This window comes from Pseudarthrobacter sp. BIM B-2242 (genome assembly GCF_014764445.1).
GTDB lineage: Bacteria > Actinomycetota > Actinomycetes > Actinomycetales > Micrococcaceae > Arthrobacter > Arthrobacter luteus_A.
The window spans coordinates 4,262,904-4,279,542 of sequence record NZ_CP061721.1; the positions used below are offsets into that span (position 1 = coordinate 4,262,904).

General features: G+C 65.7%; 18 protein-coding genes. 8 read left to right on the plus strand and 10 right to left on the minus strand.

The window, feature by feature from the left end; all coding sequences use genetic code 11:
- Positions 1–48: 48 nt before the first annotated feature.
- Positions 49–558, minus strand: coding sequence for a MarR family winged helix-turn-helix transcriptional regulator (locus IDT60_RS19670; RefSeq protein WP_191080332.1), 510 nt, complete (start codon positions 556–558; stop codon positions 49–51).
- A gap of 158 nt (positions 559–716) precedes the next feature.
- Here IDT60_RS19670 and IDT60_RS19675 point away from each other — a divergent pair, with 158 nt between their 5' ends.
- From IDT60_RS19675 to IDT60_RS19705, 7 genes are all read left to right on the plus strand, one after another.
- Complete coding sequence (locus tag IDT60_RS19675; protein WP_164203967.1) at positions 717–1,220, plus strand: GNAT family N-acetyltransferase; 504 nt, start codon at positions 717–719, stop codon at positions 1,218–1,220.
- 61 nt (positions 1,221–1,281) lie between these two features.
- Positions 1,282–1,716, plus strand: a complete 435-nt coding sequence (locus IDT60_RS19680; RefSeq protein ID WP_164203965.1) for an acyl-CoA thioesterase — start codon at positions 1,282–1,284, stop codon at positions 1,714–1,716.
- A 234-nt stretch (positions 1,717–1,950) separates the two neighbouring features.
- Complete coding sequence (locus IDT60_RS19685) at positions 1,951–3,015, plus strand: extracellular solute-binding protein (protein ID WP_370590708.1); 1,065 nt, start codon at positions 1,951–1,953, stop codon at positions 3,013–3,015.
- Positions 3,016–3,081: 66 nt separating this feature from the next.
- On the plus strand, positions 3,082–4,149 hold the full coding sequence (locus IDT60_RS19690; protein WP_191080334.1) for an ABC transporter ATP-binding protein: 1,068 nt from the start codon (positions 3,082–3,084) through the stop codon (positions 4,147–4,149).
- Positions 4,146–5,984: an iron ABC transporter permease gene (locus IDT60_RS19695; RefSeq protein ID WP_223883820.1), complete on the plus strand. Its 1,839-nt coding sequence runs from the start codon at positions 4,146–4,148 to the stop codon at positions 5,982–5,984. The genes IDT60_RS19690 and IDT60_RS19695 overlap by 4 nt, the downstream gene beginning before the upstream one ends.
- Before the next feature lie 46 nt (positions 5,985–6,030).
- Positions 6,031–6,444, plus strand: a complete 414-nt coding sequence (locus IDT60_RS19700; RefSeq protein WP_191080335.1) for a hypothetical protein — start codon at positions 6,031–6,033, stop codon at positions 6,442–6,444.
- Between the two features lie 32 nt (positions 6,445–6,476).
- The gene (locus IDT60_RS19705) at positions 6,477–7,118 is read left to right on the plus strand and encodes a thymidine kinase (RefSeq protein ID WP_164203957.1); all 642 of its coding nucleotides are present in this window, start codon (positions 6,477–6,479) and stop codon (positions 7,116–7,118) included.
- Between the two features lie 51 nt (positions 7,119–7,169).
- Here IDT60_RS19705 and IDT60_RS19710 read toward each other — a convergent pair whose 3' ends face one another.
- From IDT60_RS19710 to IDT60_RS19720, 3 genes are all read right to left on the minus strand, one after another.
- Entirely contained in the window at positions 7,170–8,360 is a 1,191-nt protein-coding gene (locus tag IDT60_RS19710; protein ID WP_191080336.1) for a 4-hydroxybenzoate 3-monooxygenase, read from the minus strand.
- Between the two features lie 90 nt (positions 8,361–8,450).
- Positions 8,451–9,230: an IclR family transcriptional regulator gene (locus IDT60_RS19715; RefSeq protein ID WP_191080337.1), complete on the minus strand. Its 780-nt coding sequence runs from the start codon at positions 9,228–9,230 to the stop codon at positions 8,451–8,453.
- A 42-nt stretch (positions 9,231–9,272) separates the two neighbouring features.
- Positions 9,273–10,325 (minus strand): FUSC family protein, encoded by a 1,053-nt coding sequence (locus tag IDT60_RS19720; protein ID WP_191080338.1) that lies wholly within the window; start codon positions 10,323–10,325, stop codon positions 9,273–9,275.
- A 165-nt stretch (positions 10,326–10,490) separates the two neighbouring features.
- On the opposite strand from IDT60_RS19720, the gene IDT60_RS19725 reads away from it, so the two are divergent.
- On the plus strand, positions 10,491–11,330 hold the full coding sequence (locus tag IDT60_RS19725; protein WP_191080339.1) for an ACT domain-containing protein: 840 nt from the start codon (positions 10,491–10,493) through the stop codon (positions 11,328–11,330).
- 80 nt (positions 11,331–11,410) lie between these two features.
- Here the strand turns inward: IDT60_RS19725 and IDT60_RS19730 are convergent, their stop codons facing one another.
- The 6 genes from IDT60_RS19730 to IDT60_RS19755 form a co-directional block, all read right to left on the minus strand.
- The gene (locus IDT60_RS19730) at positions 11,411–12,328 is read right to left on the minus strand and encodes a diacylglycerol kinase family protein (RefSeq protein WP_164203947.1); all 918 of its coding nucleotides are present in this window, start codon (positions 12,326–12,328) and stop codon (positions 11,411–11,413) included.
- 76 nt (positions 12,329–12,404) lie between these two features.
- Positions 12,405–12,659, minus strand: a complete 255-nt coding sequence (locus tag IDT60_RS19735) for a hypothetical protein (protein ID WP_164203945.1) — start codon at positions 12,657–12,659, stop codon at positions 12,405–12,407.
- 55 nt (positions 12,660–12,714) lie between these two features.
- Positions 12,715–14,088 carry an NAD(P)(+) transhydrogenase (Re/Si-specific) subunit beta gene (locus IDT60_RS19740; protein WP_191080340.1) on the minus strand — a complete coding sequence of 458 codons (1,374 nt, stop codon included), beginning with the start codon at positions 14,086–14,088 and terminating at the stop codon, positions 12,715–12,717.
- Positions 14,085–14,387: an NAD(P) transhydrogenase subunit alpha gene (locus IDT60_RS19745; RefSeq protein ID WP_191080341.1), complete on the minus strand. Its 303-nt coding sequence runs from the start codon at positions 14,385–14,387 to the stop codon at positions 14,085–14,087. The genes IDT60_RS19740 and IDT60_RS19745 overlap by 4 nt, the downstream gene beginning before the upstream one ends.
- Positions 14,387–15,625, minus strand: coding sequence for a Re/Si-specific NAD(P)(+) transhydrogenase subunit alpha (locus IDT60_RS19750; protein ID WP_191080342.1), 1,239 nt, complete (start codon positions 15,623–15,625; stop codon positions 14,387–14,389). Before IDT60_RS19750 ends, IDT60_RS19745 begins: the two co-directional genes overlap by 1 nt.
- Positions 15,626–15,821: 196 nt before the next feature.
- The gene (locus IDT60_RS19755) at positions 15,822–16,634 is read right to left on the minus strand and encodes an IclR family transcriptional regulator C-terminal domain-containing protein (protein WP_191080343.1); all 813 of its coding nucleotides are present in this window, start codon (positions 16,632–16,634) and stop codon (positions 15,822–15,824) included.
- Between the last annotated feature and the right edge of the window lie 5 nt (positions 16,635–16,639).

The following is a 16,639-nucleotide window of genomic DNA, read 5'->3' on the forward strand; positions in this document are numbered from 1 at the left end:
CTAGTCGTAAGCATACATATTACTAGACGGGCTAACTAGTTGCCCTAGCTATTTGGCTTCCGTGTCGCCGGATTCCGCCTCGATGGCGCGGGTCATCCGCGCGAGGAACTCCACAACCACCCTCGCCTCCTCAACGGACAGGCCCTCCGCCACGGACATCATCCGGCGGTGCATCGCCCCAAGGGTTTCGCGCACCTCACGGTCGGATTCCACCGTGGGCACCACCACCACTGAGCGGCGGTCTGTGGGGTGCGACTCCCGCCGCACGTGGCCGCTGGCCACCAGCCGGTCGATGAGGGATGTCGTGGAGGCGCTTGTTATGCCCAGGAACAGGCTCAGATCCTTCGGCACCACGGCGCCTCCCGACGCCTGGACGCGCAGGACGTACCGCAAAGCCAGGATGTCCGTCTCCCCCATCCCCATGGAGTCGCGCGTGGAGCGCCGGACGGCCGTCTCGGCGGTGCGGTAGTCGCGCAGGGACTTGAGCACTAACGCGCTGTAGTCCAACTGGCCGTCCGGCCCGTACCAATATCCGGAACCTTCATTTTTGGAGCCCATGCAATGATCTTAGACGGTCTTATAACTAGGCCATCGAGAATGTTGTCTTAGCAGGACCGCACCGGCCTGTTAGCCAAACCCTTACGGCGGGGAAACACCCGCGTAACCCGGCGCCCATAGGCTCATCAGGCATATCCCTTCGGCGAATCGAGGCAGTCATGCAGACCAACCCGCGTCTCAACATCAGGGCCGTTACCTGGGCCAACCCTGTTGGCGCCGATCTGCGCAGGGCCCAGCAGGCCGAACTGGACGCCCGCTTCGGTACGCCGGACCACGAACCCGGGACCCCGCCGTCGGGCGCTGACTGCGCCGTATTCCTTGTGGCGTATGACAAGGGTTCCGGCCAGCCCGTGGGCTGCGGCGGTCTCAGGCTCCTGGACGACTCAACGGCGGAAATCAAGCGGCTGTACGTCCTCCCTTATACGCGCGGTTCAGGCGTTGCCAGCTCCATCCTCGCCGCCCTCGAGGCCGAGGCCTACAAGCAAGGAATCACCAGGATCAAGGCCGAAGCGGGCTCAGCCCAGCCCGACGGCCGGAACTTCTACCAGAACTCAGGGTTTGAACCGGTGCCCAATTTTGGCGCTTACATCGGGGTGGAGCACTCCTACTGCTATGCGAAGCTGATCGACTCCCACAGTGCCGCCCACACTGCGATGGCCTAACGAGGCGTCACACGGCGCCTGGCAATGCGCACCGCGCGCCGGGGTCGGCTAACCTCGCCCTATGGAATCAGCAGACATCACTTTCCGGACGCGCAAATGGGTGCGGCCCGAGGACCTCAACGCCAACGGCACACTGTTCGGCGGCAGCCTGCTGAAATGGATCGATGAGGAAGCGGCCATTTACGCGATCCTCCAGCTCGGCAACGGGCGCGCGGTGACCAAGTACATCTCCGAGATCAACTTCGTCAGCTCGGCAGTACAGGGGGACCTGATCGAGATGGGCCTGACGGCTACGCGGTTTGGCCGGACGTCGCTGACCATGCGGGCGGAGGTACGCAACATGATCACCCGGCAGAGCATCCTCACCATCGAACAGATCGTCTTTGTGAACCTCAGCCCGTCCGGCCAGCCTGAACCGCACGGCTACACCGAAATCACTTATGACCGTGACAGGATTCCCACGCACCACCTGACTGAAACGCTGAATCAGGACTGACGACGGCGGGACTCGCCTGTGCGCCCGAGCGCACCTGCTTCGCAACGTTCACCGCGCGTTTACGCACTGTGCCCTGAATGTTGCGTCAATGGGGCCAGACTCGACAGCCTGGCTGTTTATCGAGTTGATAGCTATAAACGCCCCCATTAGTCGAGTCCAGCTATAGGCTTGCCGGACTATGCTCCGAGTCGAGTCCAGAAACGAGTCCTGATCGTGCGTAAATTCCAGACTTTAATGGCGGCCGCCGTCGCCGCGACCATGTTGGCCGGCTGCGGCGCTGGTACCGCAACCCCCGCAGCGTCCGAGGCCCCCTCCTCCACTTCGACGGCTCCTTCCGGCGAAACCCTGGTGGTTTACACGAACTCAAACGGTGAAGGCCGCGGCGACTGGCTGACCGCGGAGGCCACCAAAGCCGGCTTCAAAATCGAGGTGGTGGGGGCCGGCGGCGCAGACGCCACGAACAAGCTCATCGCCGAAAAGAACAACCCCATTGCCGATGTTGCCTTCGGGCTGAACAACATGTACTTCGCCCAGATCAAGGCCGCCGGCGCGCTCGAAGCTTTTGACCCGGCGTGGGCGGGCGAAGTGGACACGGCCGTAGGGGACACCGGTGACGGCAAGGCGTACTGGCCGCTGGTGAAGCAGGCAATCCTCCTCGGCTACAACGCGGACAAGTTCAGCGCCGACGCCGCCCCCAAGGACTGGACAGACCTCTGGACCAAGGACGAGTTCAAGTCCCGCTATGAGCGGGTCACCGGCCTGGGAACCGCAACAGCGCAGCTGGTGTTCGCGGGCATCCTCTCCCGCTACAAAGACGATTCCGGTGATCTTGGCATCTCCGATGAGGGCTGGAAGCAGGTTGAGCAGTATTTCCAGAACGGCAGCCCGGCCGTGGCCAAGACCGACCTTTTCGCACGGATAGCCTCCGGCGAAGTGGACATGGGCCAGATGCCGTCCTCGATCATTGCCGAGCGGGAGAAGTCCTTCAACGTCAAGGCCGAAACGGTGATTCCCTCGGTCGGTGTTCCGCTTGCTGTTGAACAGATTGCCCTGGTGAAGGGGACGGACAAGAAGGCTGAAGCAGCAAAGTTCATCGACTGGTTCGGCAGCGCGGAAGTCCAGGCCGCCTTCGCCAAACAGTTCAACTCGATGCCTGTCAACAAGGTCGCGGCAGAGCAGGCCAACCCTGAGGTGGTGGAGTTCTTCGCCACTGTCAAGCAGCAGGACATCGACTGGGAGTTCGTCCAGGAGAACATGGGTGCCTGGGTGGAAAAGATCGAGCTCGAATACATGCAGTAGGACCCTCCTACCGCCCCGCCCCCGCACCGTAGCCGGGTCAGCCGGCTTTCCCCAGACAGGTACCCCATGATCCGCCTAGACAACATCGAAGTTACCTTCGGCGATTTTGTAGCCATCCCGAACCTTGACCTGCACGTGAAACCCGGCGAGTTCTTCACGCTGCTCGGGCCTTCCGGGTGCGGCAAGACGACGGCGTTGCGGACGTTGGCGGGGTTCATCGAACCTTCTGCAGGGACGGTGCATGTGGACGGGAAGAACGTCACCCGGCTTCCGAGTGACAAGCGTCAGGTGGGCATGGTGTTCCAAAACTATGCCCTGTTCCCCAGCATGAGCGTCTGGGAGAACATCGCCTTCGGGCTCCGGGTCCGCAAGGAGAAATCCGCCGAGAGTGACCGCCTGGTGCGCGATATCGCGCGCCGGGTGGAGCTCAGCGATGAGCAGCTGCACAAAAACGTGGCGGAACTCTCCGGCGGCCAGCAGCAGCGCGTGGCCGTGGCCCGGGCGCTGGTGCTGCGGCCCAAGATCCTCCTGTTGGATGAGCCGTTGTCCAACCTGGACGCCAAGCTCCGGCACCAGCTCCGGCAGCAGCTCAAGGACCTGCAGAGCGAGTTCGGCATCACCACCGTGTACGTCACGCACGATCAGGACGAAGCGCTGGCCATGAGTGACAGGGTGGCGGTCTTCAACAAGGGCGTGGTGGAACAGGTGGGAACACCACAATCCATTTACGATGCCGCCGCCACCGAATTCGTCTGCAACTTCATCGGTGACAGTTCGCCGCTGACCCCGGAATTCATCGCTGAGCTCAACAGGCTCTCCGGCGCCGGCCTCAGCCCCGCCGCCAACTCCTACCTCCGGGTGGAAAAGGCGTCACTGACGCAGCCCGCGGACGGAGGCACCGCCGTCGGACTTTCCGGACAGGTGGTGTCCCGCACCTACCACGGGCTCCACAGCCGCTACATTGTGCGGAGCCACGGCGCAGACCTTCGGCTGCTGGTGAAGGAAGACGGCGCCGCCCATCCGGAGGCGGGAGCGGAAACCACCGTGTTTGTCCAGCCGGGGCACGTGCTGCAGTACCATCCGGACACCGGCAAGGCCCTGGACAGGCGGGAAGAAGCGGTGACCCTGCCATGAGCGGGCCCTCCACCAAGAGCATGCTCCGCTCCCCCTTCGTCCTGATCGTGGGCGCAGTGCTGACCTGGTTTATCGCCGCGTTCCTGGTCTGGCCCAACGTGAACGTCCTGATCGCAACGTTCTTCCCGGACGGGAGCTTCTCCGGCCGGGCCGCGGAAAAGCTGTTCTCCTCCCAGCGCGCCATGAAGTCCCTCGGCAACAGCTTTATGCTGGCCGTGGCCCTGTCCGTCACGGTGAATGTGGTGGGCGTTTTCATTGTGCTGGTTACGCACTACTTCAAGATCCGCGGTTCCAGAATCCTCTTCCTGGGCTACGCCACCACGTTTATCTACGGCGGCATCGTGCTGGCCGCCGGGTACAAATTCATCTACGGGGACAAGGGAATCGTCACGTCCCTGCTGGTGAGCGTGTTCCCGGGCATGGACGCAGCCTGGTTCTCCGGGTTCTTCGCGGTCCTGGTTGTCATGACCTTTGCCACCACCACCAACCACATGCTGTTCGTTGGCAATGCGCTCAAGGGCATTGACTACCAGACCATCGAGGCCGCCAGGAACCTGGGCGCCTCCACCTGGACCATCCTGCGCAGGGTGGTGCTGCCCATGCTCAAGCCCACGCTGTTCGCCGTCACCATCCTGTCCTTCCTGACCGGGCTCGGGGCCCTCAGCGCCCCGCAGGTCCTGGGCGGCCGCGATTTCCAGACCATCACGCCGATGATCCTGACGTTTGCCAACAGCGCAACGTCCCGGGACCTGGCTGCCCTGCTGGCCGTTATCCTGGGCGTCTCCACCATCCTCATGCTTGCGGTAATGTCGCGGCTGGAGAAGCGGGGCACGTATTACTCGCTGTCCAAGGTGTCCTCGGCCTTGCAGAAGCAGCAAATCACCAGTCCTGTTGCCAACGCTGCCGTGCACGTCATCGCCTACCTGCTTTTTGGGCTGTACACACTGCCTGTTGTGCTTATTGTGCTGTATTCCTTTGCCGACGGCGCCGCGATCCAAACAGGCCGGATCTCGCTGGGCAGCCTGACCTTCGACAACTATGTACAGGTCCTCACCCAGGAGTCGGGCCTGCGGCCCTTCGTTGTCAGCGTCGTGTACAGTGCGCTGGCTACGGTGATAGCTGTCGGCGGCCTGCTGTTCGTGGCCCGGCTCCTGCAGAAGTACAAAAACTGGGTCGCCGCCACTTTCGAATACCTCCTCCACATCCCGTGGATCCTGCCCTCCGCGTTGCTCGCCTTGGGGCTCATCATCAGCTATGACCACCCCAACCCCCTCGTGGGCGGCGCCGTCCTGACCGGGACCACCGTGATCCTGTTGATCGCTTTCGTCACAGTCAAGATCCCCTTCACGCTCCGCATGCTCAAAGCATCGTTCGCGTCGGTCAACTCCTCAATGGAGGAAGCCGCCGCCATCATGGGAGCCAAAACGCTGTACGTGTTCCGCCGCATCCTGCTGCCACTGGTTCTTCCGGCAGCGGCAGCGATTGCGGCATTGAACTTCAATACCCTCCTGGATGACTACGACACCGCGATATTCCTGGCGCACCCCCTCGTCCAGCCGCTGGGCCTGGTGATCAAAGCGAATACCGACGGCGCCGAAGGGGTGCAGGGCGTGGCGAACACGTTTGTGTACACCGTGTTGCTGATGGTCATCACGGGGCTGACCATGTACCTGGTCTACGGCCGGACCAACCGGCGCGGTGCCGGCACGTCCGGCGGGCGGAAGTCCGGCGGGCGGAAGTCCGGCAAGGGCCGCCGCAGTTCGCAGGCCAGGGTGACCGTGGCTGAGGCTGCTCCCGTGCCCGACGCCGCGCCGCTGCCTGCCGGCAGGCCATGAGGTCCGTCTGCGCCGCCGCACTTCAGCGCGGCTACACTGGGTGCCGATGAACGACTACTTCGTGATGGCCCTGCTCCTGGGCGTGCCCGGCCTGGGGGCCGTGGGAACCGGTGCAGTGGCGTGGAGTGGCCGGTGGCGTTCGTGGGCGCCAAACTATGTATCCTGGCGCTTCCATACAAAGAGGAATTACCTGCCGCTGCAGGCCGGCTTCGCAGGACTCATAATCCTCTGCGCCATGGTGCCGCTGACAGCCACGCTGGAGCATTGGGAGCACGCCGGGAACCTCTGGACCGCGTTCGCCCTTGTGGCGATGACTGCAGCGATCGTGACCCGTTTCTGGTGGCCGCACTGGCTCACCCCGCGCTGGCACAAGGACTGGATCCGGCGCGGCGGCGACAAAGGCAGATATGACGTCCCGCTCTGGGGTCCCGACGAGAATCCCCGGGGCTCAAAAGCATAGGATCAATAGCCGGACCCTATGAAAGGACCCCCTTGGCCAAGCTCTACTTCCGCTACGGTGCCATGAACTCGGGCAAGTCCACCGGACTCCTGCAGGCTGCCTTCAACTATGAGGAGCGGGGCCAGCGGGTCCTGCTGGCCAAACCCGATGTGGACACCAAAGGCGATACCGACATCGTGTCCCGGCTGGGCATGACCCGGTCCGTGGACTTCCTGATCTCCCCGGAGACGTCCGTCCGCGACCTGTACGCGGCGCACGCGGCGGGAGATGACCCCAATGCCCTGCTGGAGCATGTGGACCAGAAGCCGGTGGCATGCCTGCTGGTGGACGAGGCGCAGTTCCTCACCCCGGACCAGGTGGACGATCTGTTCCGCATTGCTGTCCTGGACAACGTGCCGGTGCTGGCATACGGCATCCGGACCGACTTCCTCACGCACGCCTTCCCGGGCTCGCGCCGGCTCATGGAGGTGGCCCACACCCTGGAGGAGCTCAAGACGATCTGCCGCTGCGGGCGCAAAGCCATCTTCAACACCCGGCGCGTGGGCAACGAGGTGGTGTTCGACGGCGACCAGGTAGCCATCGACGGCCAGGACGTCTGGTACGAATCCCTGTGCGGGTCCTGCTATCTCGAGGTATCCGGCGGACGGCTCGGCGGTCAGCGGCCGGAGGCTTAGCCTCCGGCACGCTTCCCACCTGCCGGCCGCTTACACCTGCCAGCCGGGGGACTACTGCGCTCCGGGCCAGCCGGTGTAGGCCTCGGCAAGGTAGGCCATGCCATGCCTGGACGAAACCACCGAGTTGAGTTCGCCGAGCTGGCGGGCACGGGAGAAGTCGTCCGCATCGGTGGGCGTGTGCAGCATGGTGGTCATCCAGTAGGAGAACTGCTGCGCTTTCCACACGCGCTCGAGGGCGCGGTCGCTGAAGCTGTCCAGCAGGGCCATGGACCCGTTGCCGTAGAACGATTCCAAACCCTCAAAGAGCATCTTGACGTCGTGGATTGCCAGGTTCAGGCCCTTGGCGCCGGTGGGCGGCACCGTGTGGGCGGCGTCGCCGGCCAGGAACAGGTTGCCGTGCCGCATGGGCGTGTGCACAAAGCTCCGGAAGGGCAGGACCATCTTGTCAATGACCGGGCCTTCCTTCAGTTCGAAGCCGTTGCCGTTGACCCGGCTGCGGAACTCGGCCCAGATCCGGTCGTCGTCCCACTCGGCAACGTTTTCCTTGGGATCGCACTGGAAGTACATCCGCTGGACCGTTTCGGTCCGCTGGCTGATCAGGGCGAAGCCGTTGTCCGAGTTGGCGTAGATCAGCTCATCGGAGCTGCGCGGCGCCTCGGCCAGGATGCCGAACCAGGCAAAGGGGTACTCGTGGAAGTACCACTTGCGGTCGGCCTCCGGAATTTGGAACCGGCAGTGGCTGCGTGAACCGTCGGCGCCCACCAGGAATTCGGCCTGGATCTCGCATTCCACACCCTCCGAGTCGGTGAACCAGACTTTCGGCTTGCCTTCGAGGTCGTGGACAGTGGTGTCGGTAACGCTGTAGCGGACGTCGCCGCCGTCGGCCTTCCGCCGTGCGGCGAGGTCCAGGAACACATCGGTCTGCGGGTAGAGCCACACGGATTCGCCCACGAGGTCCTTGAAATCGATGCGGTGGCTTTCACCGTTGAACCGCAGCTCAATGCCATCGTGCCTGTCGCCGTCGCGCAGCACTCGGTCCGAGACTCCGCTGTCCACCAGCAGGTTCACCGTGCCGTGTTCCAGGATTCCGGCGCGGACCGTTTCGGAGATCTCCTTGTGGCTGCGGACCTCGATCACGGTTGATTCGATGCCGGCCTTGGCCAGGAGGTGGGAGAGCATCAGGCCGGCGGGACCGGCGCCCATGATGGCCACCTGGGTGATGATGACTTTACGTGCTGCCATGACTGTTTTCTCGCTTCGTTGCGGGGCCCGCGCTGCCGGGGCCGGTAAGTGGATCTGGCTAACAGTCTGCGCCGATAGCTGTGATTAGCGTTATACGAATTCCGTTGAACGGAAGACGAACTGCGGGCCAAGATCCCCGAGCCGCCGCGCAATGCCCCGGGCCGCGGTCTGCAGCGCTGGAACCAGAGCCTGTAGCCGTACCTCGTGGAGCGGCACCACAACACCCAGGGCTGCAACCGCGTGTTGCCGGCTGTCGATTACGGGGACGGCAATGCCCCACGTGTCCGGATCGACCACACCGGCCAGTTGCGCGAAGCCTGTGTGCGCGGTCTCGGCGAGCAGCGTCCGCACGGCTTCCGCCGTCACCTTTCCGTCCGGATCCACGAACTGCGTCAGGTACTCTCCCTGCACCGCCTTGCCCTGGTGCGCCATCAGGGCGAGGCCGGCGGACGAGACGTGGACCGGCATCCTGCCGGCGATGCGGGCCCGGTTCGCCACGGAGCCCCTGCGGGAAAGCCGCTCCACGAAGAGGGCCTCCCAGCCATCCAGCACGGCCAGGTTCACGTTCTGGTTGAGGACCTGCTGGATGCCTTCCATGAACGGCATGGCAGCCTGGCGCAAAGCCAGTGTGGGCGAGTTCCGGTTCACCAGTTCCCACAGCCGCAACCCCAGCCTTACTGTTCCGCCGCTGCCGGTTTCCAGCAGTCCGTGCGCGGCGAGCTGCCGGACCAGCCGGTGGGCAGTGGTGAGCGGGAGGCCCGAGCGGGTGGCCAGTTCGGAGAGCTGCAGGCTTCCGGACCCCTCGGGGAAGGCGGAGATCACGCGGACGACGCGGTCAACAACCGAGTCGCCGGAGAGAGAATTTGCCACAATACCGCTTCCATTGAATGGGTTCGCTGAAGTGTCCCCAGATTACACCCCGCGCAGGCGCCGCCACAGGCCCGGTGCCAGCACCACGGCAATTCCGACGGCGGCACCAATGAATGTCTCGATGATGCGGTCCCGTAGCAAAACCGTGGGCGACGCCGGCACCACCAGCAGCGTGGAGATCAACGCCAGCGGCGTGACGAAGAGCTGCGCGAGCACGTACTGGCGGGCAATAAAAAGCTCCGCACCAAACTGGCAGGCGGCTATGACCAGGACGGTCTGCCACGGCGCGAGGCCGAGCAGCAGGATGGCCGCCAGCAGCGCCAGGCCGAGGACGGTACCGATGATCCTTTGCACACCGCGGCTGACACGGTGCCGGGTGGAATGCCCCACAAGCGGGACCACCGCAGCCACCATCGCCCAGTAGTTGTGGCCGAAACCCAGCCACTGCCCGGCCCAGGTGGCGAGGGCACCGGCCAGGCCGGCAGCCACCAGGTAACCCAGGCCCTCGAGCCAGGCCGTTCGACGCTCATCAGCAGTGCGCCGGATCGGGCGCGGACGAACCCACGGCGTGCGGTGACGCGGCAGGACACGTGCGGAGAACCCGATCAGCAGGCAGAAGGCGGTGGTGAGGGCTGCCACCAGCATGCCTTCCCATACCGGCGGCTGGTTGGGAATGGACGCGATGGCCGCGAAAGCGAAAATGTGGAACAACGAGCCGGCAGGACGCAGCCGAAGCCAGGAGATGGCCACCGAACATGTCCCGGCCACCAGCGTTGTGGCCAGGACCAGGAGCCAGGTGGTGTTGGCGCTGTCCAGTCCCCAGGCTGCTCCGGCGCGGGCCGCGAGCGCAGCCAGCAGGATAACAACCAGCATCAGCAGGCCTGCCCGGAGCTGCAGCACAAACCGCGTGCCGTGGGGCTCTCCCCGCCCGTAGATTCCCGTGAACGCACCGAAAGACGCGAAGATCGCCAGGTCCAGCCGGCCCAGCAACACCAGCGTGATCAACGGGACAAAGATCCCCACCGCACACCGGATGGCCGGGTGGTGGTCCTTGTTGGCGGGAGCGATGCTGAACATCTCAGCGAGGATCTTCACGTGCTGATGGCGCCTTCCTGCAAACAACCGGTACCCCAGTAGAAACTGGTACATCTCTGACGGGCGGCCGCGCTGACGTCCACATCGATCCTACGCCGCGGCCTGTTCCCATAAACGGAACGGCAGGGCAACACCACCGAAACACCCCCACGCAATCCTTAGGGCATGAAGCCCACCGCACGCATCCCTGCCACGGCTGATCTGAGCTGCGAAGTCTGCGGCCTGATGCCCGAACCCACCAAGACCCGCCTGACCTTGGCGAATGTCGCCGTGATGCTCCCCATTGAGCTGCTGGTCCACGCCCTTGTGGTGGAAACCCACCTGCCGTATCTGGCCAAGGTACTGGTGCTTACGCTCACGGCCACCGTTCTGGTGATCTGGGTGGCGGAGCCGTCCGCAGCCCGGATCCTGCGTGGCTGGCTGCACGCGCCGGCGCTCCGTCACCGCAGGAAGCTGGGCACCGCGCCGGCCTTGTGGCGGGCACGCACTGTCCTGCTGGACCAGCCGGGTGCGCTGCAGAAGGTTACCCGGGCGCTGGCCCGCCTGGACACCAACATCCTTAGCATCCACGTCCACCCGGTGGCCGGCGGAGTGCTGGACGAATTTGTGCTCTCGGCGCCGGGCAACCTGGCTGAACGCCAACTGCTGGAGGCATTGGACGACGGCGGCGGGTCCCGTTCCAAGGTGTGGCCCACCACAGCGCTGGCCATGGCGGACGGGCAGACCAAGGCGCTGAGCCTGGCGGCCAGGATCGCCGACGCACCGGACGAGCTGCCGCTTGCGGTGGCCGAACTGCTGCGAGCCCGGGTCCTCACGCCGGCGGAGGCCGTGCTGGAACACCACGACGCCGGCACCCGGCTGAAGATCCCCACCGCCTGGCACGGACCCATTATCTTCGCCCGTCCCGGCGAGCCGTTCACGCCTGCCGAGTCCGCCCGCGCGCACCGGCTCGCCGAGCTCGCGGAGATCCTGGCCCACCGCCCTGCCCCGGCGCACGGCATGTAGACCGGCCCAGGCCATCTAAGTAGCGCTATCTGTCGTTCTGAGCCCTCAAAACGACAGATAGCGCTACCTAGTTGGGAGGGCTACAGGCGGACGGTGAGCGCCCCCGGTTCCATGGTCATCAGGACGTGCTTGCCTTCGCCCTCGTGGTCGCCGTCCAGCTGGTAGTCGTCGTTGTGTTCCAGGGTGATCTCCACGGACTTCCCCTGGTAGTACTCCACTGCCGTGTCCTTGCCGCGGCCCTTGCCGATCATGCCGGCGATCACGGAGAACCAGCCCAGCTTCCCCTGCGGGGCCAGCACCGCCACATCCAGCAGGCCGTCATCCATTTTGGCGTCGGGGAAGATCTCCAGACCGCCCTGGACCTTGCCGCAGTTGCCCACCATAACGCTGCGGATGCCGCGGTGCACAACGTCTTTGCCGTCGATTGCGATGGTGGCCTTCACGGGCTTGCCGGGAAGGTTCCGGATCCCGGCGTCCACGTAGGCCAGCCAGCCCACCTTGTCCTTGAGGTCCTCGTTGGTGTCGGCCATGATAGTGGCGTCGTAGCCGACGCCGGCCATGACCAGGAAGATCTGCTCCTTGTCGGGGTCGTTCCGGCGGGCACGGACAACGTCGATTTTCCGGTCGGTTCCAGCCAGAGCCCCGGCCATGGCACCGTCAAAGTCCGTGACGTCCATGCCCAGGTTGCGGGCCAGGAGGTTGCCCGTCCCGAACGGAAGCAGCCCCATGGGCACATCGCCGCCGGCCAGGACCTCAGCCACGCAGCGCACGGTGCCATCGCCGCCGGCTGCAATAACGACGTCGGCCCCCTGCTTGAGTGCCTCCTTCGCCTGCCCGACGCCGGGATCTTCCTTGGTGGTCTCGAGCCAGATGGGCTCCCCCCACCCGTTGGCCGTACAGTGCTTTGCCGCGAGCGCCTCGACATCAATGTCCACCGGCTTGGCAGGATTGATGATGATGGCCGCACGTTTGAGGTCGGTGGACGGGTTGGCAGTCATGGTGTCCTTCGGTGAAAGTGAATGTGCCTCTATGGAAAGGGTACTTGCCGTTTTCCGGTACCCCGTCGGCGCCGCCCTATTGACGGTTAGGGAGTTCCTGGCTGCGGGTTTCCTTGGTGCGGGCGTTGATCCGGGCTGACCGGATGATGGTGTAAACACCAAGGGCATCCACAACGGCGATGACGGCAACAAGCCAGTACAGTCCCCGGCCCGCCACGAGGAACATGCCCACTAGCCCGGTGGCAACAGTCATGATGACGGGGAGCAGCCATACCGGACGGGCCGGGCTGGTTGCGTCGGCGGGGGAACCGGTGGTCTGCGGGTCGCTCATGGGTGTGTCTCCTGGAACTCGTGAAGGCGCGGCGGAAAGGGCTACGGTCTGCACGCTACAGCGCTTTCACGGCTCCGAGCACCTTGGCGAGTGAATCTTTGGCGTCGCCGAAGAGCAGGGACGTCTGCGGTTCGTACAGGAGCTCGTTCTCAATGCCGGCGAATCCGGGCCGCATTGAGCGCTTCAGGAAGATGACCTGGCGCGCATCGGACACTTCCAGGATGGGCATGCCGTAGATGGGCGAGCCGGACGAGGTCTTCGCGGCCGGGTTCACCACATCGTTGGCGCCCACCACCAGTGCCACGTCCGCGGTCCGGAATTCGGAGTTGATCTCGCCCATTTCCTTGAGCGACTCGTACGGCACGTTCGCCTCGGCCAGCAGCACGTTCATGTGCCCCGGCATCCGGCCGGCCACGGGGTGGATGGCAAAGTCGACGTCGATCCCGCGGGCTTCCAGGGCCTGCGCGAGTTCGGCGGCGGTGTGCTGGCCCTGTGCCACGGCGAGGCCGTAGCCGGGCACGATGATGACCCTCTGGGCGTAGCCCAGGAGCACTGCCACGTCCTCAGCGCTGGAGGATCTGACCGGACGTTCGCTCACGGCGGTGGACCCCGCCGTCGAGCCTCCCTTGAAGGCGCCGAACAGGATGCCCGCCACACTGCGGCCCATCGCCGCGGCCATGGCACGCGTCAGGATGGTACCGGAGGCGCCCACCAGCGTGCCCGCGACCACCAGGAGGACGTTGTCCAGCACCACGCCGGACGCGGCTACCGCCAGGCCGGTGAAGGCGTTCAGGAGCGAAATGACGATGGGCACGTCGGCCCCGCCCACCGGCAGCACCAGCAGCGCGCCGGCGGCGAGGCCCAGCACCATCAGCAGGACCGCGAGCGCCAGGGAACCCGTGAGGACAACGGCGACGGCGGTGCCCACCGCGGCGAGCAGGACCGCCGCCATCACCACGGGGAGCCCGGGGAACACCACCGGGCGGGTGGTCATAAGTTCCTGGAGCTTGGCGAAGGTGACCCCGGAGCCGGCGAAGGACACGGCACCCACCAGGAGGGTGAACACGATGGCCAGGCGGACCCAGGGATCTGCATTGTGCCCGAGCTCCAGGAGCGCCACGAGAGCGGCAGCACCGCCGCCAACGCCGTTGAACAGCGCCACCAGCTGCGGCATCTGGGTCATTTTCACGCGCCGGGCCACCGGGGCGGCCACGGCGGTGCCCACCGCGATGGCGCCGATGATCCAGGGGATGTTCTCCAGCCGGGCGGACAGGAAGACGGTTACGACGGCGAGCAGCGCACCGAAAGCGCCGATCAGGTTGCCGCGCCGTGCCGTACGCGGTGAGCTGAGGCCGCGGAGGGCCAGGATGAAAAAGACGGCGGCGGCGAGGTAGAGCAGGGAGGTCCAGACCGGGTCGAGGAGGCTCACTTTCCGTCCTCCCTGACAGTTTCCTTCCGGGCGTGGAACATGTGCAGCATCCTGTCCGTGACCACAAAGCCGCCCACCAGGTTGGCGGTGGCCAGCACCACGGCCAGCAGCGCAATGGCCAGGACCCAAGGGTCGGCGGCCTGGCCGGCTACGATGATGGCACCCACCAGGATGATGCCGTGGATGGCGTTGGCACCGGACATCAGGGGTGTGTGCAGGGTGCTGGAGACCTTGGAAACCACCTCGAAGCCCACAAACACCGCCAGCACGGTGACTGTCAGCAGGCTCATGCCGTCCATCAGATTCCCCCCTCGTTCCGTACCCTGGTGCCCCGCACAGCATCATCTTGCAGCGCGTCGTCCCGCACTCTCGGCTCATGGTCCGGCAGGGCGGGGATCAGCGCCGCCAGAGCCTCGGCCGTCGGCGCATGCCGCACCCCGCCGTCGTGCGTGAGGCAGGCACCGGCGATCACGTCGTCGTCGAAATCTGGCGCCACCGTGCCGTCGCGGACCATCAGGGCGAGCAGGTTGGCCACGTTTTTGGCGTAGAGCCGGGACGCGTCCGAGGCCATGGCGGACGGCGCGTCCTTCAGCCCCACCAGGGTGACGTAGCCCTGGCCGTCGGCGGTGGGCACCAGGATGTCCTCGCCCGGGACGGCACCCTCCACGTTGCCGCCGGACTCAGCGGCGAGATCGACGACGACGGAACCGGGGCGCATGCCCTGTACCATCTGGTGGCTCACCAGGAGCGGGGCGCGCCTGCCGGGGACGGCCGCCGTCGTGATCAGCACATCTGCCTGGGCGATGTGGGGGGCGAGGAGTTCGCGCTGGAGGGCACCGCGGTCGGCACTGAGTTCGCGGGCATAGCCGCCGGACGCCTCGGCCGTTTCCAGGTCCAGTTTGATGAATGTGCCGCCCATGGACGCCACTTCGTCGGCGGAGGCGGGCCGGATGTCGTTAGCGGAGACGCGCGCACCGAGCCGTTTGGCGGTGCCGATGGCCTGCAGTCCGGCCACGCCGGCACCAAGTACCAGGACGCGGGCGGGCGGGACGGTGCCTGCCGCCGTCATGTAGAGCGGGAAGAACCGGGGGAACCGGATGGCGGCCTCCAGCACACAGCGGTAGCCGGCCACCAGGGCCTGGGAGCTGAGGGCATCCATGGACTGGGCGCGGGAGATGCGGGGCACCAGCTCCAGGGCGAAGGAGGTGACGCCGGCCTCGGCGAGCGCCTGTACCGTGGCCAGCTCGGACGACGGCGAGGCCAGGCCCACGGTGACCGCGCCCTTTTTCAGGGCTGCCGCCGTCGCGGGTTCCAGGGGACGGACGTGGACGAGGATGTCCAGGTCAGCGTGCTGGAGCGCCGGGACAATCCGGGCGCCGGCGTGATCATATTCGTGGTCGGAATGGCCGGCGGCGGCCCCCGCGCCCGCCTCGATCAGGACCTCGAGGCCAAGCCCCGCCAGTTGCTTGACGGTTTCCGGTGTGGCGGCAACACGGCGTTCACCCTCATGCCGTTCCCGCGGTATGCCCAGTTTCAACCGCCAGCTCCCTTACGGACGTAGTTGGCTTGAGTCTAGAGCGCTCACCGCTGCTGCGGGAGTAGGGCGGAGGGCTTGGATGGCAAACAGTTACCTTAGCCGGGTAGTACCCGGCTGCGGAGTGAGGCCCGGGCCCGCCGCGCAGGGGCAGTCCCGGCGCAGTGAACCAGGCTGCCCCAGCGCGGCCCGGGCGGGCCTACCCGCGCGCGGTCAGGTCGGCCGAAATCAGCTTCGCCGTCGCCACAATTTCCCGGGCAACCGCGGCCAGGTACGCCTGCGGGTCCGCCTGGTCCGCCACAGACTGGGCCTGCAGCGAGACGTTGGCTGCCGCCACCACCTTGGCCAGCCCGTCGTAGACCGGTGCCGCCACGGACATCAGGCCCGGCTCGAGCTCCTGGTCCAGCAGGCACCAGCCCTGCTCCCGGACCGTTTCCAGCACCGCCAGCAGCTCCGGAACCGATGCCAGGGCACGCGGCGTCAGCGGCTTGATCTCCGCGGCGGCCAGGTACTCCTTGAGTGCAGCCGGCGGCAGGGCAGCCAACAGCACCCGGCCCATGGACGTGGCGTAGGCGGGGAACCGGGTGCCCACCGTGATGCCGACGTTCATGATCCGGCGTGTGGTCACCCGGGCGATGTAGGCGATGTCCGTCCCGTCCAGGACCGCCGCGGAGGTGGATTCGCCCAGTTTGAGGGACAGTTCCTCCAGGTGCGGCTGGGCCAGCTGGGGCAGGGACAGCCCGGAGAGGTAGGCGTAGCCGAGCTGGAGGACCTTGGCCGTGAGCGCGAACGTCTTGCCGTCCGTCCGGACGTAGTCCAGCTCAACGAGGGTGTGCAGGAACCGGCGCGCCGTGGCCCTGGTGAGGCCCGTCCGGGCCGCCACCTCTGTGAGGGTCATGACGGGATGGTCGTTGTCGAAGGCACGGATGACAGCGAGCCCCCGCGCCAGCGACTGCACGTACTGATCGCTCGCCTGGGGAGCGGTGCGTGCAGCTGCTGGCGCGTTGGTCATGGTTA